This is a genomic window from Escherichia sp. E14S1, from assembly GCF_004211995.1.
Taxonomy (GTDB): domain Bacteria; phylum Pseudomonadota; class Gammaproteobacteria; order Enterobacterales; family Enterobacteriaceae; genus Escherichia.
In genome coordinates this window covers 267,597-286,387 of the sequence record NZ_RHJQ01000005.1, presented here as the reverse complement: position 1 = coordinate 286,387, position 18,791 = coordinate 267,597, and the positions used below count along the sequence as shown (strand labels likewise).

Genomic DNA, 18,791 nt, shown 5'->3' with positions numbered 1-18,791 from the left:
CCTGAGCAATCCCGGCAGGGCGTTTTTTATAAAAAAAGCCGCCAGGTTTGACCCCGGCGGCTAAGCAATTGCAGGTGAATCTTACTTCTTCTTATGCAGTTTTGGTGCGAATCAGGTAGTCAAAAGCGCTCAGAGAGGCTTTAGCACCTTCGCCAGTAGCGATGATGATCTGCTTGTACGGAACCGTCGTACAGTCACCGGCAGCGAACACGCCTTTGACGTTGGTTTCGCATTTCGCATCAATGATTATCTCACCCATACGATTACGTTCTACTGCGCCTTCCAGCCAGTTGGTGTTCGGCAGCAGACCAATCTGGACGAAAATACCAGCCAGTTCGATGTTGTGAATATCGCCACTGACACGATCACGATATTCCAGACCTACGACTTTGCTACCGTCGCCTTTCACTTCCGTGGTTTGCGCATTCAGAATGATGTCGACGTTTTTCAGGCTGCGCAGTTTGTCCTGCAGAACCTGGTCGGCTTTCATTTCTGGGGCAAATTCCAGCAGCGTTACGTGTTCAACAATCCCTGCCAGGTCGATTGCCGCTTCCACACCGGAGTTACCGCCGCCGATAACCGCTACGCGTTTGCCTTTAAACAGTGGGCCGTCGCAGTGCGGGCAGTAGGTCACGCCTTTGGTGCGATACTGATCTTCGCCCGGAACGTTCATGTTGCGCCATTTTGCACCGGTCGCCACGATAATGCTGCGAGCTTTCAGTACCGCGCCGGAAGCCGTTTCAATCTGATGCAAGCCGCCTTCAACCGCTGCCGGGATCAGTTTGCTCGCGCTCTGGCTATCAATCACATCAACATCGTATTCATCAACGTGAACCTTCAGCGCGCCTGCCAGTTTTTGGCCTTCGGTTTTCGGCACAGAGATGTAGTTTTCGATATCAACAGTATCGAGGATCTGACCGCCGAAACGTTCTCCCATCAGACCAGTACGGATGCCTTTACGTGCGGAGTAAATTGCTGCCGCAGCCCCTGCCGGGCCAGAACCGACAATCAGCACATCGTAAGCGTCACGCTTGTTCAGCTCTTCTGCTGCACGTTTTTCAGCGCCAGTATCGATTTTGGCGACGATTTCGGAAATAGTCATGCGACCTTGACCAAACTCTTTCCCGTTTACGAACACTGCCGGAACGCCCATCACGTTGCGATCGGTGATTTCGTTCTGGAAGGTGCCGCCGTCAATTGCAGTGTGCTTGATGCGCGGGTTCAGTACGCTCATCAGGTTCAGCGCCTGCACCACGTCCGGGCAGTTGTGGCAAGAGAGCGAATAATAAGTTTCGAATTCAAAATCACCGTCAATGTTGCGGATCTGCTCCAGCAGAGACTGCGCTTCTTTCGACGGATGACCACCGGTCCACAGCAGCGCCAGTACCAGCGAGGTGAACTCATGACCCAGCGGGGAGCCTGCAAAACGCGGCCCCTGGTTGGAACCTGGGTTGGTGATCAGGAAAGACGGCTTACGCACCGGCAAGCTGTTATCTTCTTTAAAGGTGACTTTGTCTGACAGTTCTGCGATTTCAGCCAACAGTTCCTTGATTTCTGCCGATTTAGCGCTGTCATCCAGCGTGGCAATTAACTCAACAGGCTTGGTCAATTTCTCAAGGTAAGCCTTGAGTTGAGTTTTCATATTTGTGTCGAGCATGTTTATCTCCTGGGCTTTAAACATCATCATGCAAGCGGCCTTCATCGGCTACCTGGATGCAGCTTGCATCATGATGCGGGGAAGAAAATCGGGTGCCGCAGCACCCGAAGAATTAGGTGAATTTCCGAAGTATTTCGCGCCGGAGTTGGTAGCGCGAAAGACGAAGGAAATTTAGATTTTACCAACCAGGTCCAGAGACGGAGCCAGAGTTGCTTCACCTTCTTTCCATTTAGCCGGGCAAACTTCACCTGGGTGAGAAGCTACATACTGAGCAGCTTTGATTTTACGCAGCAGGTCAGACGCGTCACGGCCAATGCCTTCAGCGGTAACTTCGATTGCCTGGATGATACCCTGCGGGTCAACAACGAAGGTCGCACGGTCAGCCAGACCTTCATCTTCACGCATGTTGTCGAAGTTACGGGTCAGGGCGCCAGTCGGGTCGCCGATCATCGCATATTTGATTTTTGCGATAGTTTCAGAGCTGCTGTGCCATGCTTTGTGGGTGAAGTGAGTATCGGTAGATACTGCGTATACGTCTACGCCCAGTTTCTGCAGTTCTTCGTAATGGTCTGCAACGTCGCCCAGTTCGGTCGGGCATACGAAAGTAAAGTCAGCCGGGTAGAAGAAGAAGACGCTCCAGCGGCCTTCGGTATCTTTCTCGGTGATTTCGATGAATTCGCCGTTTTTGAATGCCTGGTTTTTAAAAGGTTTAATTTTGGTGTTAATCAAGGACATCTATACTTCCTCCGTGTTTTCGATGAGATGTAAGGTAACCAATTTTTGCCGATTCGGCTAATGCGTTTCCATTATCAAATCGATAAGTTTTACCTTACAACCTTCGTAAGACAACTTTGTGAACTTTGCACCGCCAGCGGCGATAAAAGTAAAATGGGCCTCCTTTCCAGGTGGCCGCGTAACCTGAACTACCCTTTGGTATCTTCAGCGCCTGTTCAGCAGGCTGCGGTGTTGCGATGACGACCGCAATGCCGAGAGGGATTACAACACCCTCATAAACAAAGGGCAATCACCTGTTCTAAGCTCTTACCTATGACAGTGATAGGTTATGCCTTTTACTCAAATTTTGCACTGACTGAAAAGGACAAATTAATGTTAAAAAAGATAATTTTTTTTACCCTGCTACCGGGAATCGTTTACGCCGAAGAGCTTCCCGCCCCCGTAAAAGCGATTGAAAAACAGGGGATTACGATTATTAAATCGTTCGATGCGCCAGGCGGTCTGAAAGGTTATCTGGGGAAATATCAGGACATGGGGGTCACTATCTACCTTACGCCAGACGGTAAACATGCCATCTCTGGCTATATGTACAACGAAAAGGGAGATAACCTCAGTAACGCTCTTATTGAAAAAGAGATTTACGCGCCTGCCGGACGCGAAATGTGGCAGCGTATGGAACAATCAAACTGGCTACTTGACGGTAAAAAAGACGCGCCGATCGTGGTTTATGTTTTTGCCGATCCTTTCTGCCCATATTGCAAACAATTCTGGCAACAAGCACGCCCGTGGGTTGAGGCCGGTAAAGTACAGATTCGTACTTTGTTGGTTGGCGTGATAAAACCAGAAAGCCCCGCCACCGCAGCGGCAATCCTCGCGTCTAAAGATCCGGCAAAAACGTGGCAAGAATATGAAGCATCTGGCGGCAAATTAAAGCTGAACCTCTCCGGGAACATTACACCTGAACAGATGAAGATTCTCAGTGCCAACGAGGCGTTGATGGACGAACTGGGTGCAAATGTCACCCCTGCGATTTATTACATGAGCCCAGAAAAAACATTACAGCAGGCTGTTGGATTACCAGATAAAAAGACCTTAAACATTATTATGGGGAATAATTAACATTCAATTCATGGATAACTGAAATACATATCACTTTTCAGTTATCCAAATAATAGCAAGTATTGCTCACCTCACGCATATCAACTATGCTAGTTTAGAAAAACTTAATCATAGATTAAGCAAAACAACATAATATATTGAAATACATAAAGCCATATCATTGACTTGATGAATATCATGAAAACAAGTATATGAATGGAGTACATCATGGCTAATCTTTACGACCTAAAAAAATTTGATTTAAACTTACTTGTCATTTTTGAGTGCATCTATCAACATCTCAGTATTAGCAAGGCAGCTGAATCGTTATACATAACACCTTCTGCAGTAAGCCAGTCTTTACAACGTCTACGAGCGCAATTTAATGATCCCTTGTTTACTCGATCCGGTAAAGGGATTGCACCAACAACAACGGGTTTAAATTTGCATCATCATCTTGAGAAAAACCTTAAAAATCTTGAACAAACCATCAACATTGTCAATAAATCTGAGCTAAAGAAAAAATTTATTATTTACGGCCCGCAACTTATTTCCTCAACGAACAGTAGCCTTTTGATCGGATGTCTCCGACAAGATTCGTCCGTAGAAATTGAACATCATGACATTATGATGTCAGCAGAAAGTGCCGAAGATTTATTAGCTTATCGCAAAGCAGATCTGGTCATCACATTAACGCCAGTTATCAGTCGCTCGGTGAGCTGTGTACCTTTTCAATCGATACGCAATACACTTATCTGTAGTTCATCCCATCCGAGAATAACGGAATACAGCAGCCGCGAAGAAATTCTTGATGAAGAGTTTACTTTTCTGATATCAAAAGCATCTGGACTTGAAGATTTTCAGATGGAAATAGAAGCGCTTCTGACAAACCGAAAAATAGCATTCCGTAGTTCTTCACTGTTTACTATCATCAATACTATTGCGGTAACCGATTTATTGGGCATTGTTCCCGTTGAGTTATATCGCAGCAATCAAAAGAACCTACAATTAAAACAAATAAAGCTAGAGCAAAACCTACCCTCTAATACGCTTTATATCTCCTATAACAAATCATCATTAAACAATCTGGGATTCTCCCGATTTATTGATCGCTTAAATGATAATTTATCCTGAACACCGTTCAATAAGGACAATGCTCCTCATAAAAAATTCAGCCGATGAATATAAAATGAGATATCTTATTTTAATTTGTTACTACTATAATCAGAAAACTATCGCACTATTCTCCAGATCACGTTAAGAGAGCGTTTTCAGATGTCCATTTATAAAATTCCGCTTCCGCTCAATATTCTGGAAGCTGCACAAGAGCGTATTACCTGGACACTCAACACCCTACCCCGCGTTTGTGTCTCATTTTCTGGCGGTAAAGATTCAGGCTTAATGCTTCATCTAACCGCGAATCTGGCCAGAAAAATGGGAAAAAAAATATACGTTCTGTTTATCGACTGGGAAGCACAGTTTTCTTTAACTATTCACTATATTCAGTCCCTACGAGAGCAGTATGCAGATGTCATTGAAGAATTTTATTGGGTAGCGCTGCCTCTTACGACGCAAAACTCTCTTTCTCAGTATCAACCCGAATGGCAATGCTGGGAACCTGATGTTGAATGGGTACGCCAGCCCCCGGAATATGCGATAACCGATCCGACATTTTTCTCGTTTTATCAACCGGGTATGACGTTTGAACATTTCGTGCGTGAATTTGCCGAATGGTTTTCGCAAAAACGTCCGGCGGCCATGATGATCGGCATCCGGGCTGACGAGTCCTATAACCGTTTCGTTGCTATCGCCAGTTCGAATAAACAGCGTTTTGCCGACGATAAACCCTGGACTACGGCCGCACCAGGCGGTCATAGCTGGTACATTTACCCCATCTACGACTGGAAAGTGGCTGATATCTGGACCTGGTATGCAAATCATCAAAGTCTCTGCAACCCACTGTATAACCTAATGTATCAGGCAGGCGTCCCTCTGCGTCAGATGCGAATTTGCGAACCTTTTGGCCCGGAGCAACGGCAGGGATTATGGCTCTATCACGTTATCGAACCGGATCGCTGGGCTGCTATGTGCGCACGAGTCAGCGGTGTAAAAAGCGGCGGAATTTACGCCGGACATGACAATCATTTCTATGGGCATCGGAAAATCCTCAAGCCAGAGCATTTAGACTGGCAAGAGTATGCATTATTGCTGCTCGATAGCATGCCGGAGAAAACAGCTGAGCATTACCGCAATAAAATCGCCATTTATTTGCACTGGTATCAGAAAAAAGGCATCGAGGTTCCACAAACCCAGCAAGGGGACATTGGCACGAAAGATATCCCCTCCTGGCGGCGAATATGCAAAGTTTTACTCAATAACGATTACTGGTGCCGGGCATTATCATTTAGTCCTACGAAAGCGAAGAACTATCAGCGTTATAACGAACGGATAAAAGGAAAACGTCAGGAATGGGGGATACTATGCAACAACGATTAACGCAGGATTTAACCCAATTTCTCGCCAGCTTGCCGGAAGACGATCGCATCAAAGCGATTAATGAAATCCGCATGGCGATCCATCAGGTTAGCCCCTTTCGTGAAGAGCCCGTGGATTGCGTTCTGTGGGTTAAAAATAGCCAACTCGTGCCGAATGATTACAACCCCAATAATGTGGCACCGCCAGAGAAGAAGCTGCTAAAAAAATCCATTGAAATTGATGGTTTTACCCAACCTATCGTGGTGACTAACACTCAATCTGACACAATGGAGATTGTTGATGGCTTTCACCGTCATGAAATTGGTAAAGGATCTAACACGTTAAAAACGCGCTTAAAAGGGTATTTACCGATTACCTGTCTGGGAGGGGATCGTAACGAGCGCATCGCAGCAACAATTCGCCACAACCGCGCTCGTGGACGCCATCAAATCACTGCAATGTCGGAAATCGTCCGTGAACTCAGCCAGTTGGGATGGGACGATAATAAAATTGGCAAAGAACTGGGAATGGACAGCGACGAAGTGCTGCGCCTGAAGCAAATTAACGGCCTGCAAGAACTGTTTGCCGACCGTCAATATTCCCGCGCCTGGACTGTCAAATAACTAAAGCTGGCGCAGGCGTTCAGCTGCTGCCAGCAACGTCGATTCCTTCTTGGCAAAACAGAGACGAATCAGTTTATGGGGGAAGGGATCGGCGCAAAATACCGACAGCGGGATCGCCGCCACGCCATGCTCCCGCGTCAGCCACTGGCAAAACTCAACATCATCCAGCGTAGACACGGCGCTGTATTCCACCAGCAAAAAGTAAGTACCTTCGCAGGGTAGTATCTCCAGCCGACTTTCACTTAAGGCGTTCACCAGAATATCGCGTTTCTGCCTATAAAAGTCCGGTAACGCAAGATAATGCTCAGGTTCTGCACGTAGCATATCCGCAAGCGCCAGCTGTGCCGGGGTATTCACCGAAAAGGTCAGATACTGATGCACTTTGCGGATCTCGGCACTGATGGGCGCAGGCGCAACGCAATAGCCCACTTTCCAGCCGGTCATATGATAGGTCTTGCCAAATGAAGAAACTGCCACCGCCCGCTCACGCAACTGCGGATGCGCCAGCACGCTGGCATGGCCCTGCTGTGAAAAGTTGATGTGCTCGTACACTTCATCACTAATAACAAAAATCTCGCGCCCGGCAATCGCCTGCCACAAAGCAGTGAAATCAGCCTGTTGCCAGACGGTGGCGCTGGGGTTATGCGGGGTGTTGAGGATCACCAGTCGGGTGCGCTCGCTTAACAATGCGGCAAATTCCTGCCAGTCAACGCGAAAATGCGGAGGTTGCAGTGCAATACGTTTCACTATTCCCCCAGAAAGCGCGATGGCGGGGGCGTAACTGTCATAGCTGGGATCAAAGCAAATCACTTCATCACCATTGCGCACCAATGCGGTAATCGCTGCATATAACGCTTCCGTCGCCCCTGCCGTTACGGTGATATCGCTATCGGCATCTGGTTGATAGCCATACAGCCGCGCGGTTTTCTCAGCAATCGCCTCGCGCAATGCCTGCACGCCGGCCATGGGCGCGTATTGATTTGCCCCCTGGGCAACGTGGTACGCCAGCCGCTCCTGTAAATAGCGCGGACCATCAAAATCAGGAAAGCCTTGCGACAGGTTAATCGCCTGGTGTTGCTGCGCCAGTGCGCTCATCTGGGTGAAAATAGTGGTGCCAAGTTGTGGAAGTTTGCTTTGTGGAATCAGAGGGTTATTTGTCATTTTTATTGTACCTGACGAAGTTGCGTGTTGAAGGCACTATAACACGATGCTAGTATTTGGCAATCAAGACGTTTAGATGTCTAAATAAAACAATAAGGACAACACAACATGCCTCACAATCCCATCCGCGTCGTCGTCGGCCCGGCTAACTACTTTTCACATCCAGGAAGTCTTAATCACCTGCTCGATTTTTTCACTGATGAACAGCTTTCTCGCGCGGTGTGGATCTACGGCGAACGCGCCATTGCTGCGGCGCAAACCAAACTTCCGCCAGCGTTTGGGCTGCCAGGGGCAAAGCATATTTTGTTTCGCGGTCATTGCAGCGAAAGCGATGTACAACAACTGGCGGCTGAGTCCGGTGACGATCGCAGCGTGGTGATTGGCGTCGGCGGCGGCGCACTGCTCGACACCGCGAAAGCCCTCGCCCGCCGTCTCGGTCTGCCGTTTGTTGCCGTTCCGACGATCGCCACTACCTGCGCAGCCTGGACACCGCTCTCCGTCTGGTATAACGATGCCGGACAGGCGCTGCATTATGAGATTTTCGACGACGCCAATTTTATGGTGCTGGTGGAACCGGAGATTATCCTCAATGCGCCGCAACAATATCTGCTGGCGGGGATCGGTGACACGCTGGCGAAATGGTATGAAGCGGTGGTGCTGGCTCCGCAACCAGAAACGTTGCCGCTAACCGTGCGTCTGGGGATTAATAACGCGCAGGCCATTCGCGACGTCTTGTTAAACAGGAGCGAACAGGCGCTTGCCGATCAGCAAAATCAGCAGTTAACGCAATCATTTTGCGATGTGGTGGATGCCATTATCGCCGGAGGCGGAATGGTCGGTGGTCTGGGCGATCGTTTTACTCGCGTTGCAGCGGCCCATGCCGTGCATAACGGTCTGACCGTGCTGCCGCAAACCGAGAAGTTTCTCCACGGCACCAAAGTTGCCTACGGTATTCTGGTGCAAAGCGCCTTGCTGGGTCAGGATGATGTGCTCGCGCAATTAACTGGAGCGTATCAGCGTTTTCATCTGCCGACTACGCTGGCGGAGCTGGAAGTGGATATCAATAATCAGGCGGAGATCGACAAAGTGATTACCCACACCTTACGTCCGGTAGAATCCATTCATTACCTGCCAGTCACGCTGACACCTGATACCTTGCGTGCAGCGTTCGAAAAAGTGGAATCGTTTAAAGCCTGACATACAAATTTAGCAGCAGCGCGCGCCGCCTTTTCCACCGTAGCGCGCGTCCTGCCGCTCACGGAAAAACTCCTCGTAGGTCATCGGCGTTTGATCAGGATGGTTAACCCGCATATGTTCGACATAGTTGTCGTAATCAGGCATACCGATCATCAGCTTCGCCGCCTGACCTAAATATTTTCCGGCTTTTGCCAGTGAATCAAACATCTAAACCTCCGGTAATACAAATGCCCTCCTGAATTATGAGGGCTTAATTGCTATCAACACGCTCGGGCTGAGAGTAAGGGGAACGCTCGGCATATTCCCCCACACTCTGACTTTAGTGCGCGCCTTTCGCCTGCGCCACGATCTCCTCGACATTTTCCGGCATTGGCTCATACGGCGTTTCTTTCGCCGTTGGCTTCGGCTCTTTCAATGCCGCCAGTGCCGTCTTAATCGAGAACAGTGCCAGAACCACCACGACCACCATAAAGAAGATGGTTAACCCAGCATCCAGACGGTTGTTGAACACCAGTTGCGCCAGTTGTGACTCAGTATACTGCGACGGAATATTGCCGCTGTCGATCATTGCCTGGAACTTGTTAGCAATCGCCAGGAAGCCGACTTTCGCATCCGGGCTAAACGCTTTCTGCCAGCCTGCGGTCAGGGTACAAATCAGCAACCAGGCCGTTGGTACCAGCGCCACCCAGGCGTAACGTTGACGTTTCATTTTGAACAGCACTACGGCACAGAGCATCAGCGCCATCCCTGCCAGCATCTGGTTGGCTATACCAAACAGCGGCCACAGAGTGTTAATACCGCCCAGCGGATCGACCACCCCCTGATGCAGGAAGTAGCCCCACGCCAGCACGCACAGCGCCGTTGCCAGCAGGTTAGCAGGCAGTGAATCGGTCCGTTTCAGGCCCGGAGAAACCACGCCCAGCAGATCCTGCAACATAAAGCGCGCAGCACGCGTACCTGCATCCACCGCCGTCAGAATAAACAGTGCTTCAAACAGAATGGCGAAGTGATACCAGAACGCCACATCCATCATGCCGCCCAGCGCGCCGTGCAGAATGTAGGCCATCCCCACCGCCAACGTCGGCGCACCGCCCGCACGGGAAATGATCGACTGTTCACCCACTTCGCTGGCAATCTGGTTTAGCGTATCCGGGGTAATCGCAAAGCCCCAGCTACTCACCACCTGCGCCGCAGAAGCGACCACATCCGTCGTTCCTGCCGGAGCCAGCACCGCCATCGGGCTGTTCATGGCGAAGTACACACCCGGATCGATGATACAGGCAGAAACCAGCGCCATAATCGCCACGAAGGATTCCATTAACATTCCGCCGTAGCCGATAAAACACGCCTGCCCTTCGTTCGCCAGCATCTTCGGCGTGGTACCGGAAGAGATCAGCGCATGGAAGCCAGACACCGCGCCACAGGCGATGGTGATAAACAGGAACGGGAACAGGTTACCAGTCCATACCGGGCCAGTACCATCAACAAATTTAGTCAACGCAGGCATGGTCAGCGTCGGGCGCATAATCAAAATGCCTACCGCCAGACCGACGATAGTCCCGATTTTCAGGAAGGTAGAGAGGTAGTCACGCGGAGCCAGCAGCAACCACACCGGCAGCACCGCCGCCACAAAACCGTAACCCACCAGCATCCAGGTCAACTGCACGCCGGTAAAGTCAAAGTACGGCGCCCAGGTCGGGCTTTCTGCCACCCAGCCGCCAGAGATAATGGCGAAAATCAGGAACACCAAACCGATGACCGACACTTCGCCAATACGCCCCGGACGCAGATAGCGCAGGTAGATCCCCATAAACAGCGCCAGCGGAATGGTAAACGCAACGGTATACGTTCCCCACGGGCTATGAGTCAGGGCTTTCACCACGATCATCGCCAGCACCGCCAGGATAATCACCATGATCATAAAGCAGGCTACCAGCGCAATCACCCCAGCAGTTGGTCCCATCTCTTCTTTGACCAGTTCACCCAGCGAGCGACCGTCGCGGCGCGTGGAAACAAACAGCACCATAAAGTCCTGCACTGCACCAGCGAGAACCACCCCGGCTAGCAGCCAGATCATCCCTGGCAGGTAACCCATTTGCGCCGCCAGTACCGGCCCCACCAGCGGGCCAGCTCCGGCAATGGCCGCAAAATGGTGACCGAACAGCACTTTTTTATCTGTCGGTACATAGTCCAGCCCGTCGTTATGGCGCACCGCTGGCGTCATACGCGTCGGGTCAACCGCCAGCACATTTTTGGCGATATACAGGCCATAAAAACGGTAAGCGATCAGATAGATACAGACCGACGCCACCACAATCCACAGTGCGTTGATCTGTTCCCCACGATTTAAAGCAATGTATCCCAGAGCAAATGCTCCCATTACAGAGAGCACTGTCCAGACGAGGTATTTCCCTGATTTGTTCATAGTTGTTATCCGTGTGCGTGTCCATAGAGATGTTACATTTTGTTTCTATAACATCTTTGTACGATTTAACAACACAGCAACCATGTAAATCGGAGTTGAAACCAATATTTAACTTCACAATGTTAACTCGATCACTCCGTTAACCGAGTTTTCCAACAATCTCATTTAATTCTGTCGGGCTCATCCCAAAACTGCCGTACCCAGCCGACAAGTGCAGCAACGCCGCCCCTGTTCATCGAAAACGACGATTTCCCAACTCTGATTTTGCCGCCCAAGATGCAACGGCTGGCAGACGCCGCGTACCTTGCCTTCAGACACCGGGCGATGATGGGTGGCGTTAAGTTCCGTGCCCACCACACACTGTCCGTCGCGGGTCATCATAAATCCGGCCATCGATCCCAGCGTTTCCGCCAGCGCTGCCGACGCGCCGCCATGCAGCAGGCCAAACGGCTGATGAGTACGGGTATCAACCGGCATTTCGGCTTCCAGCACATCATCGCCCAGACGGGTATACACAATTCCCAGATGCGCCACCATTGTGTTATCGCTGGTGGCGTTCAGTTCGTCGAGCGTTAAATGGCGTTTCCAGATCATGCTTATGCCCCCAGCGTTGAGCCGCCATCTACCACGATATCCTGTAGGGTGATATGGCTGGCGAGGTCAGAGGCGAGGAACAAAATCGTGTTGGCGATCTCTTGTGGACGGGCGATTTTCCCCAGCGGAATGCCGAGTTTAAACTGCTCGCCAAAGCCGCGAATACGCTGCTCTTCGGCGTCATCGCTCACCCACAGCGTGCGTTGCATATCGGTGTCGGTGGAACCCGGTGAAACCACATTACAGCGCACACCGCTACCCGCCAGTTCCAGTCCGACGCTCAACGCCAGGCTTTTCAGCGCCGCTTTCGACGCGCCATAAGCACTCATGCCAATACGCGGTGTGTGCGCAGCGTCGGACGCCACAGTGACAATCGCCCCGCCCCGTTGGCGACGAAACTGATTCATGGTCTGCTGGAACAGGTTAAACGCACCGCCGACATTGACCGCAAAAGTCTGTTGCCAGTCCTCCTTACTGAGCTGATCGGTCGCGCCCATGCGCAAAATTCCCGCCGCATTGACCAGCACGTCCAGTCGCTCCGTTTCAGCTAACAGTCGCTGACATACCTGCGCCACCTGCGCAGCATCGGCAACATCCATTACTTCGGTCGCAAAGGGATATTGCTCCTGAGCGAACGCTTGATCAAAACCTGTAACTTTTGCTCCCGCTTCAACAAACGCCAGCGCCGTGGCGTAGCCGATACCTTTCCCCGCGCCGGTTACCCAGACATTTTTACCGCTGAAATCCATTATTTCACCTCGCGGGAGAGTAGCTTCCACCAGGCGTCGATGGTCGGGTTTTTCGCCAGCATGACAAAATCGATATCGCCATGCACTTTGCGCCAGCGCGCCGCCAGCGCCATCATCCGCACCGAATCCAGACCGTAGTCGATCAGGTTGTCGTCATCGAACGGTTCATCGGACTCGTCCAGCAACGGCAGGATCACCTCACGCAGCGCCGCTTTGCTGGCGGGGATAGGTGCTGGCAGTAATTCTTCGGTCATCACCACCCGGCCAGAACGTCCGGCCACATATTTCAGCGACATCAAATGCTCGTCACGGCTGAAATCGGCCAGCGCATCCGCCACCATAAACGGTTTAATATCGCGCATAAATGCGTCGGTTGCGGTGGTCATACAGCCAATGTGGGCATATACCCCGGTAATAATCAGCTGGTTACGCCCACTCTCTTTGAGCATTTGCTCCAGCGGAGAACGATGAAACGCGCTGTAGCGCCACTTCACCAGCACCGTGTCGTCGGCATCTGGCGTCAGGCGCTCCACCACCTTTTGCTGTTCCGGCGAACGGGTCAGGCCCGGCCCCCACATATCATTCAACAGCGCCCGATCTTCATCGCTCTGATCTTTCGGCTGGGCAGTGTAATAAACCGGAATATTGTGCTGTTTGCAGTAGTCGCGCAGCGCCGCAATATTGGCGATCACCTGCTCCATCATCGGGCAGTTCTCACCCCAGAAGCTGACAAAATAATCCTGCATATCATGGATTAACAACGCGGCACGTTGCGGTTCAAAGGCCCAGTCGACTTTATTCTGCGGAATATCGTGAGACTCCGGCAGCGCGTAAGCCTGTAATTTTGGAATAGCCATCGTGTTCTCTCCTTCAGGCTGAAGCGCGTGACGCCAGCCACTGACGTAATTGTTTTTTATCGACTTTCCCGACCGCCGTCAGCGGAAGTGAATCCACACACTCCACGCGATCCGGTAATTTAAATTCGGCAATACCCTGTTCGCGCAGAAAACGACGCACCTGCACCGCGCGCAGCGGCTCTTTTACCACCAGATAAGCACAGCTTTTTTCGCCCATCAGCTCATCTTCCATACTCACCAGTGCGGCGTAGATCACCGCCGGATGGCGCAGCAGCAGGTTTTCGATCTCTTCGGCAGCGATCTTCTCGCCGCCACGGTTGATCTGATCTTTCTCGCGCCCCTGCACGGTGATGTAGCCCTCTGGATCAATAGAGATCAGATCGCCGGAACAGTAAAAACCGTTGGCATCAAAGGCGCTGGCATTGTGCTGTGGACTTTTGTAATAACCGCGGAAGGTATACGGCCCGCGCGTCATCAGGCGTCCAACTTCCCCTTGCGGCAGTGGATTTCCATCGGCATCGGCAACCCACACTTCATCGTCCGGGCACATTGGGTAGCCCTGGGTATGGATAATTTTCTCCGCGCTATCATCAAGTCGGGTGTAGTTCACCAGCCCTTCCGCCATGCCGAATACCTGCTGTAACTGGCAGCCAATCTCTGCGGGAATACGCGCCGCAAGCGTGGCAGAAAGACGTGCGCCACCAACCTGTAACAGTTTCAGCGAGGCAAGCTGCGCCCGGCTTTCGCCTTCAGCCAGTGCCTGCAACCACAGGCTGACTGCCGGTGGCACCAGCGCGGTGACGTTAACCTGATGTTTTTCAATCAATGGGAAGCAAAGCGTGGCGCTGGGATCGGCCGCCAGAACGACAGTGCCGCCAGCAAGAAATACCCCCAGCGATCCCGGCGAACTCATGGCGTAGTTATGAGCCGCCGGGATCGCGCACAGGTAGCGCGTCTGTTGTGTGAACTGACAAATCTCGACGCTACGGCGCACGCTGTAGTAGTAGTCGTTATGAGTGCGCGGGATCAGTTTCGGTGTGCCGGTGGTGCCGCCGGAAAGCTGGAAATAGGCCACTTCATCGGCAGGTGATGGCGTGGCAGTAAAATCCTCTGCCGGATGGTTAATCGCATCCTGCAAATTATGCTCGCCGCTATCGTTGTGCAGTTGCACCACGCGAATGGAGGAATGCTCTGTAACAAATGTGTTGAGGAAATCATCCCCGCTAAACAGCGCATGTTGGCGATCGGCAATCAGCAATGTGGGTTCAATCTGGCTGGCATAGGCGTTCAGTTCACTACGCTGATGGCTGAACAGCGCCAGCACCGGCGCAACGCCCAGTTTCAGCAGCGCGAAAAAGGTAATATAAAGTTCAGCGACGTTACCCAGTTGTACCAGCGCGGTTTCACCAGGTTTAATGCCCTGACGGCGCAAACTACAGGCGAGGTTATCCGCCGCCTGATTCAGCTCCCGGTAACTCAACTGCCGCTCGCCGTCGATAACCGCGATGCTATCACTCGCGGCGTGGCGGGTCAGAATGTCGGTCAGCGGCAAATCCTGCCAGTAACCTTTTTCCCGATAGCGACGGGCAAACTCTTCCGGCCAGCGGGTGAATGGAATGCTCATCCTCGCTCCTTAATGCAATCCAAAAACGTTCAACATGGTAGAAAGTTTGACGCCTGTTTCGCGCCACTCACCCAACGGTGACGACGCAGGCACAATCCCCGCTCCGGCAAACAGACGCACCTGATTTTCCCGCAGCTTCGCGCAGCGGATAGTCACCACCCACTCGCCGTTACCTTCGCTGTCACACCAACCCACAATGCCGCCAAACAGCTCACGGTCGAACGGCTCCAGATCAGCAATAACCTGGGTCGCGGCCTGATGAGGGAAACCACTCAGCGCGGGGGTCGGATGCAGCAGGCAGGCCAGAGTCAGTGCGTTTTCTTGCGAATTCGCTTTACCTTCAAAGGGAGTTGCGAGATGCCACAGCGTCGGCGTGGTGATCAATTGTGGAGAGGAGGGAACGTGTAACTCACTACTGCGTTCGCGCAGTACCTCTTTCATCGCCTGAGTCACTAGTTCATGTTCATGGCGATCTTTTTCTGACGCCAGCAGACGATTACCCGCTTCGCGATCGAGCACTTCATCCGGCTGACGACGCGCGGAACCGGCTAACGGAATAGAGCTAAAACGCTCGCCGTCTTTGCGCAGCAGCAGTTCCGGGCTGGCCCCGAGCAGAACGCCACCATCAGCCAACGGCACATGGAAGTTGTAACTAACCGGGTTTTGCGCAATCAACCGTTCCAGCAATACGCCGCTATCAATGGAGGCGTCAGTGGTGATATCAATCAACCGTGACAACACCACTTTGTCGACCTGCGGCGTGGCGGTAAGTGCGGCGGCGCGGGCAACCATTTGTTCAAACGTGGCTTGTTCCGGAATTGTCTGGCGTTCCACCACATTCAGCGACTGGCTGCGGGTGAAACGGCGTGCGGAAGCTTGTTTTTCCTGACGGGAGAACGACTGCCAGGATTCGGGAATATACAGCGATGAAGGCTGACGTGGATCGAAGGGAATCGCCCCGACCATCACCGGATTTTTAATGCCCTGCGCTTTGGCATCGGCAAACAGCGCGGCGAGTTTTTGCTGGAAGGGACTGTCGGGCGAATCCCCGTTCACAGCCGGTTCATCGAAGCGGGCGAAACATCCTGACGTCGTAAAACTGCGGTACGGCGACATAAAGAAAAAGCGATTGGGCGCAAGTGTTGCCATGGTCTGCTGTACTTCCTCAGCCAGTGACGTATCCATATCATCCTCCACAAAATGATAAAGGCTTTAATAATGATTATCATTTATATTTTCGGTCGCTAACCTAAAAGCAAACGCGCACTATGTCAACTCTTGAGGTAACGCAATCTGCAACTCAGGGTTGCATCTGGTTGTCGTTACAATGAAAATGAGAAGCATTAACTTCATTAATAACAGGACGCTGATTTGTGAGACTCGCCCCGCTCTACCGCACCGCTCTTCTACTAACAGGCTTTTTACTTTCAGGAATATCCGCAGTGCAGGCCGCCGACTGGCCGCGTCAGGTGACTGACAGCCGCGGCACTCATATGCTGGAAAGCCAGCCACAGCGCATCGTCTCAACCAGCGTCACGCTGACGGGTTCGTTGCTGGCGATTGATGCCCCAGTGATTGCCAGTGGTGCAACTACGCCAAATAACCGCGTCGCGGATGACCAGGGCTTTTTACGCCAGTGGAGCGAGGTGGCGAAAGAACGCAAACTGCAGCGCCTCTATATCGGGGAACCGAACGCCGAAGCCGTTGCCGCGCAAATGCCAGATCTGATTTTAATTAGCGCCACCGGCGGTGATTCGGCGCTGGCGCTGTACGATCAGCTTTCCACCATCGCGCCGACGTTAATCATCAATTACGACGACAAAAGCTGGCAGTCGCTGTTAACGCAGTTAGGCGAAATTACCGGGCATGAGAGACAAGCGGCAGAGCGGATTGCGCAGTTTGATAAGCAACTGGCGGCGGCGAAAGCGCAGATCAAACTGCCGCCGCAGCCGGTTACCGCCATTGTTTATACTGCTGCCGCGCACAGCGCCAATCTCTGGACGCCGGAATCAGCACAAGGGCAGATGCTGGAACAACTCGGCTTTACGCTGGCGAAGTTGCCCGCAGGGTTAAACGCCAGCCAAAGCCAGGGCAAACGCCATGACATCATTCAGCTTGGTGGGGAAAATCTGGCGGCAGGGTTAAATGGCGAGTCACTATTCCTGTTCGCTGGTGATCAGAAAGATGCCGATGCAATTTATGCCAATCCGCTGCTCGCGCACCTGCCTGCAGTACAAAACAAGCAGGTTTATGCGCTGGGAACCGAGACGTTCCGACTGGATTACTACAGCGCCATGCAAGTGCTGGAACGACTTAAGGCGCTGTTTTAAGCATTAACTGTCGGACGCTGTCACCTGCGGCGGCGTCTGGCGAAAACGCCGCAACTCCACCAGCACCAGCAACAACAACACGCCGATAATCAACAAAGCAAAACCGCTCGCGCTTGCGGAAGCCACCGGTGTCATCATCGCTCCCAAACCGCCCAGCAGCGCCGCGCCTATGGCATCGCCCGTCACGTTCTGTGCCGTCCACAAACCGTTAATCCGCCCTAACATCGCTTCCGGCGTCTGTGTTTGCAGCATTGTATATTGCAGCAACGAACTGACCGCGCTCAGCCAGCCGAACAGCGCCAGACAAACCACGCCTAAAATCCACATCGGCATCAGGCCAAACAGACCAATGGCGAGGAACGATCCCAGCGTGGAGAGCAACATCAACAACCCTGGTCGCGCGCTATGTGCCAGCTTCCCGCTGGTTAATGCGCCGATAGCAGCGCCGAGCGGGATCGCCGCATAGAGAAAACCAATCTGTGCCGCCGACATCTGCCAGTTGGTAGCCAGCGCCGGATACAGTACCCGCACCGCGCTCGCCATCGTCAATAAACCACCCAGCAGCGCAATGCCGCCCACCAGCGGACTGGCGAGCAGAAAACGAAATCCTGCCAGTAATGATTTCAACGGATGCTCACGCGGCTGCGGTGGCGGTGGCAACGCCGGAAGGCTTAACAACGGTAGCAAGGTAATAAACGTGCCCGCCGCCGCCAGCCCGTAGTTCCAGGCTACGCCGCCAGTCGCCAGCAGTAAACCGCCCATCATGGGCGAAATCACCGATCCCAGCCGCACGGTCAACATGGTGATCGCCCCGGCCTGCATTAAGTTTTCACGCCCTACCAGTGCAGGTGTCGCCGCCAGTAGCGCCGTAACGCCAAGTGACGCGAAAAAACCATCCCATAATCCGAGTAAATAGATTGCCAGCAAAGACGGCTCCGGCAGCAGCGCGTTCAGGCACAGTCCAATGAAGCCAATGCCACAGGTGCCGCGCGCCAGCAGAATCACTTTTTTGCGCTCATAGCGATCCGCCAGCACGCCGCCGACCATCAAACCGACAAACATCGCGCCGCCAGTCAGCGTCACCGAAAGCCCCACCTGCCAGGTAGAATGCGTCATCATCTGGATCTGCACCGGCACCGCGACGCCGAGCAAACCCAGAGAAACAATAGAGATAAAACGAGCGAGGAATACTGCGCGAAACGCCGGGTGCGTTTTCAACAGGCTGAGGTTAAGCAGCCAGGATTGTTTATTCATTACAATGCCTTG

At 52.3% G+C, this 18,791-nt stretch carries 18 protein-coding genes; 7 read left to right on the top strand and 11 right to left on the bottom strand.

Going from position 1 to position 18,791, the window contains the following annotated elements:
* Nucleotides 1-91: 91 nt before the first annotated feature.
* A complete protein-coding gene (ahpF, locus tag D9734_RS07330; RefSeq protein WP_130206451.1) occupies nucleotides 92-1,657 on the bottom strand; it encodes an alkyl hydroperoxide reductase subunit F in 1,566 nt (521 codons plus the stop codon).
* Between ahpF and D9734_RS23230 the strand changes: the two genes are divergently transcribed.
* Nucleotides 1,656-1,832, top strand: a complete 177-nt coding sequence (locus tag D9734_RS23230) for a hypothetical protein (RefSeq protein ID WP_165383272.1) — start codon at nucleotides 1,656-1,658, stop codon at nucleotides 1,830-1,832. The genes ahpF and D9734_RS23230 overlap by 2 nt on opposite strands.
* Here D9734_RS23230 and ahpC read toward each other — a convergent pair.
* Nucleotides 1,829-2,392, bottom strand: coding sequence for an alkyl hydroperoxide reductase subunit C (gene ahpC, locus D9734_RS07325; RefSeq protein ID WP_000052796.1), 564 nt, complete (start codon nucleotides 2,390-2,392; stop codon nucleotides 1,829-1,831). The two genes, D9734_RS23230 and ahpC, sit on opposite strands and share 4 nt — an antisense overlap.
* A gap of 372 nt (nucleotides 2,393-2,764) precedes the next feature.
* Here ahpC and dsbG point away from each other — a divergent pair, with 372 nt between their 5' ends.
* The 4 genes from dsbG to D9734_RS07305 all read left to right on the top strand — a co-directional run bounded on the left by dsbG (nucleotide 2,765) and on the right by D9734_RS07305 (nucleotide 6,588).
* On the top strand, nucleotides 2,765-3,511 hold the full coding sequence (gene dsbG / locus D9734_RS07320; protein ID WP_130206449.1) for a thiol:disulfide interchange protein DsbG: 747 nt from the start codon (nucleotides 2,765-2,767) through the stop codon (nucleotides 3,509-3,511).
* A gap of 207 nt (nucleotides 3,512-3,718) precedes the next feature.
* Complete coding sequence (locus D9734_RS07315; RefSeq protein WP_130206447.1) at nucleotides 3,719-4,624, top strand: LysR family transcriptional regulator; 906 nt, start codon at nucleotides 3,719-3,721, stop codon at nucleotides 4,622-4,624.
* A gap of 141 nt (nucleotides 4,625-4,765) precedes the next feature.
* Nucleotides 4,766-5,986, top strand: coding sequence for a phosphoadenosine phosphosulfate reductase (locus D9734_RS07310; RefSeq protein ID WP_130206445.1), 1,221 nt, complete (start codon nucleotides 4,766-4,768; stop codon nucleotides 5,984-5,986).
* Nucleotides 5,959-6,588 (top strand): ParB/RepB/Spo0J family partition protein, encoded by a 630-nt coding sequence (locus tag D9734_RS07305; protein ID WP_130206443.1) that lies wholly within the window; start codon nucleotides 5,959-5,961, stop codon nucleotides 6,586-6,588. Before D9734_RS07310 ends, D9734_RS07305 begins: the two co-directional genes overlap by 28 nt.
* Here the strand turns inward: D9734_RS07305 and ybdL are convergent, their stop codons facing one another.
* Entirely contained in the window at nucleotides 6,589-7,749 is a 1,161-nt protein-coding gene (gene ybdL, locus D9734_RS07300) for a methionine-oxo-acid transaminase (protein ID WP_130206441.1), read from the bottom strand.
* A 108-nt stretch (nucleotides 7,750-7,857) separates the two neighbouring features.
* Between ybdL and hcxA the strand changes: the two genes are divergently transcribed.
* On the top strand, nucleotides 7,858-8,946 hold the full coding sequence (hcxA, locus tag D9734_RS07295) for a hydroxycarboxylate dehydrogenase HcxA (RefSeq protein WP_130206439.1): 1,089 nt from the start codon (nucleotides 7,858-7,860) through the stop codon (nucleotides 8,944-8,946).
* A 9-nt stretch (nucleotides 8,947-8,955) separates the two neighbouring features.
* Here hcxA and D9734_RS07290 read toward each other — a convergent pair whose 3' ends face one another.
* The 7 genes from D9734_RS07290 to entC all read right to left on the bottom strand — a co-directional run bounded on the left by D9734_RS07290 (nucleotide 8,956) and on the right by entC (nucleotide 16,380).
* A complete protein-coding gene (locus tag D9734_RS07290) occupies nucleotides 8,956-9,153 on the bottom strand; it encodes a YbdD/YjiX family protein (RefSeq protein WP_000460431.1) in 198 nt (65 codons plus the stop codon).
* Between the two features lie 112 nt (nucleotides 9,154-9,265).
* On the bottom strand, nucleotides 9,266-11,371 hold the full coding sequence (gene cstA, locus D9734_RS07285; protein WP_001043161.1) for a pyruvate/proton symporter CstA: 2,106 nt from the start codon (nucleotides 11,369-11,371) through the stop codon (nucleotides 9,266-9,268).
* Between the two features lie 180 nt (nucleotides 11,372-11,551).
* Nucleotides 11,552-11,965: a proofreading thioesterase EntH gene (gene entH / locus D9734_RS07280; RefSeq protein ID WP_000637953.1), complete on the bottom strand. Its 414-nt coding sequence runs from the start codon at nucleotides 11,963-11,965 to the stop codon at nucleotides 11,552-11,554.
* Nucleotides 11,966-11,967: 2 nt separating this feature from the next.
* The gene (gene entA / locus D9734_RS07275) at nucleotides 11,968-12,714 is read right to left on the bottom strand and encodes a 2,3-dihydro-2,3-dihydroxybenzoate dehydrogenase EntA (protein ID WP_000347633.1); all 747 of its coding nucleotides are present in this window, start codon (nucleotides 12,712-12,714) and stop codon (nucleotides 11,968-11,970) included.
* Nucleotides 12,714-13,571 carry an enterobactin biosynthesis bifunctional isochorismatase/aryl carrier protein EntB gene (entB, locus tag D9734_RS07270; RefSeq protein WP_130206437.1) on the bottom strand — a complete coding sequence of 286 codons (858 nt, stop codon included), beginning with the start codon at nucleotides 13,569-13,571 and terminating at the stop codon, nucleotides 12,714-12,716. The genes entA and entB overlap by 1 nt, the downstream gene beginning before the upstream one ends.
* Nucleotides 13,572-13,584: 13 nt before the next feature.
* On the bottom strand, nucleotides 13,585-15,195 hold the full coding sequence (entE, locus tag D9734_RS07265; protein WP_130206435.1) for a (2,3-dihydroxybenzoyl)adenylate synthase EntE: 1,611 nt from the start codon (nucleotides 15,193-15,195) through the stop codon (nucleotides 13,585-13,587).
* A 9-nt stretch (nucleotides 15,196-15,204) separates the two neighbouring features.
* On the bottom strand, nucleotides 15,205-16,380 hold the full coding sequence (gene entC, locus D9734_RS07260) for an isochorismate synthase EntC (RefSeq protein WP_130206433.1): 1,176 nt from the start codon (nucleotides 16,378-16,380) through the stop codon (nucleotides 15,205-15,207).
* 188 nt (nucleotides 16,381-16,568) lie between these two features.
* Between entC and fepB the strand changes: the two genes are divergently transcribed.
* The gene (gene fepB, locus D9734_RS07255; protein WP_130206431.1) at nucleotides 16,569-17,525 is read left to right on the top strand and encodes a Fe2+-enterobactin ABC transporter substrate-binding protein; all 957 of its coding nucleotides are present in this window, start codon (nucleotides 16,569-16,571) and stop codon (nucleotides 17,523-17,525) included.
* A 3-nt stretch (nucleotides 17,526-17,528) separates the two neighbouring features.
* Here fepB and entS read toward each other — a convergent pair whose 3' ends face one another.
* The gene (gene entS, locus D9734_RS07250; RefSeq protein WP_130206429.1) at nucleotides 17,529-18,779 is read right to left on the bottom strand and encodes an enterobactin transporter EntS; all 1,251 of its coding nucleotides are present in this window, start codon (nucleotides 18,777-18,779) and stop codon (nucleotides 17,529-17,531) included.
* Between the last annotated feature and the right edge of the window lie 12 nt (nucleotides 18,780-18,791).

What these genes read in the sequence shown, in the direction of transcription:
- D9734_RS23230 (WP_165383272.1), top strand. Translation starts at nt 1,656, where the DNA reads ATGTTTATCTCCTGGGCTTTAAACATCATCATGCAAGCGGCCTTCATC.
- ahpF (WP_130206451.1), bottom strand. Translation starts at nt 1,657, where the DNA reads ATGCTCGACACAAATATGAAAACTCAACTCAAGGCTTACCTTGAGAAA.
- ahpC (WP_000052796.1), bottom strand. Translation starts at nt 2,392, where the DNA reads ATGTCCTTGATTAACACCAAAATTAAACCTTTTAAAAACCAGGCATTC.
- dsbG (WP_130206449.1), top strand. Translation starts at nt 2,765, where the DNA reads ATGTTAAAAAAGATAATTTTTTTTACCCTGCTACCGGGAATCGTTTAC.
- D9734_RS07315 (WP_130206447.1), top strand. Translation starts at nt 3,719, where the DNA reads ATGGCTAATCTTTACGACCTAAAAAAATTTGATTTAAACTTACTTGTC.
- D9734_RS07310 (WP_130206445.1), top strand. Translation starts at nt 4,766, where the DNA reads ATGTCCATTTATAAAATTCCGCTTCCGCTCAATATTCTGGAAGCTGCA.
- D9734_RS07305 (WP_130206443.1), top strand. Translation starts at nt 5,959, where the DNA reads ATGGGGGATACTATGCAACAACGATTAACGCAGGATTTAACCCAATTT.
- ybdL (WP_130206441.1), bottom strand. Translation starts at nt 7,749, where the DNA reads ATGACAAATAACCCTCTGATTCCACAAAGCAAACTTCCACAACTTGGC.
- hcxA (WP_130206439.1), top strand. Translation starts at nt 7,858, where the DNA reads ATGCCTCACAATCCCATCCGCGTCGTCGTCGGCCCGGCTAACTACTTT.
- D9734_RS07290 (WP_000460431.1), bottom strand. Translation starts at nt 9,153, where the DNA reads ATGTTTGATTCACTGGCAAAAGCCGGAAAATATTTAGGTCAGGCGGCG.
- cstA (WP_001043161.1), bottom strand. Translation starts at nt 11,371, where the DNA reads ATGAACAAATCAGGGAAATACCTCGTCTGGACAGTGCTCTCTGTAATG.
- entH (WP_000637953.1), bottom strand. Translation starts at nt 11,965, where the DNA reads ATGATCTGGAAACGCCATTTAACGCTCGACGAACTGAACGCCACCAGC.
- entA (WP_000347633.1), bottom strand. Translation starts at nt 12,714, where the DNA reads ATGGATTTCAGCGGTAAAAATGTCTGGGTAACCGGCGCGGGGAAAGGT.
- entB (WP_130206437.1), bottom strand. Translation starts at nt 13,571, where the DNA reads ATGGCTATTCCAAAATTACAGGCTTACGCGCTGCCGGAGTCTCACGAT.
- entE (WP_130206435.1), bottom strand. Translation starts at nt 15,195, where the DNA reads ATGAGCATTCCATTCACCCGCTGGCCGGAAGAGTTTGCCCGTCGCTAT.
- entC (WP_130206433.1), bottom strand. Translation starts at nt 16,380, where the DNA reads ATGGATACGTCACTGGCTGAGGAAGTACAGCAGACCATGGCAACACTT.
- entS (WP_130206429.1), bottom strand. Translation starts at nt 18,779, where the DNA reads ATGAATAAACAATCCTGGCTGCTTAACCTCAGCCTGTTGAAAACGCAC.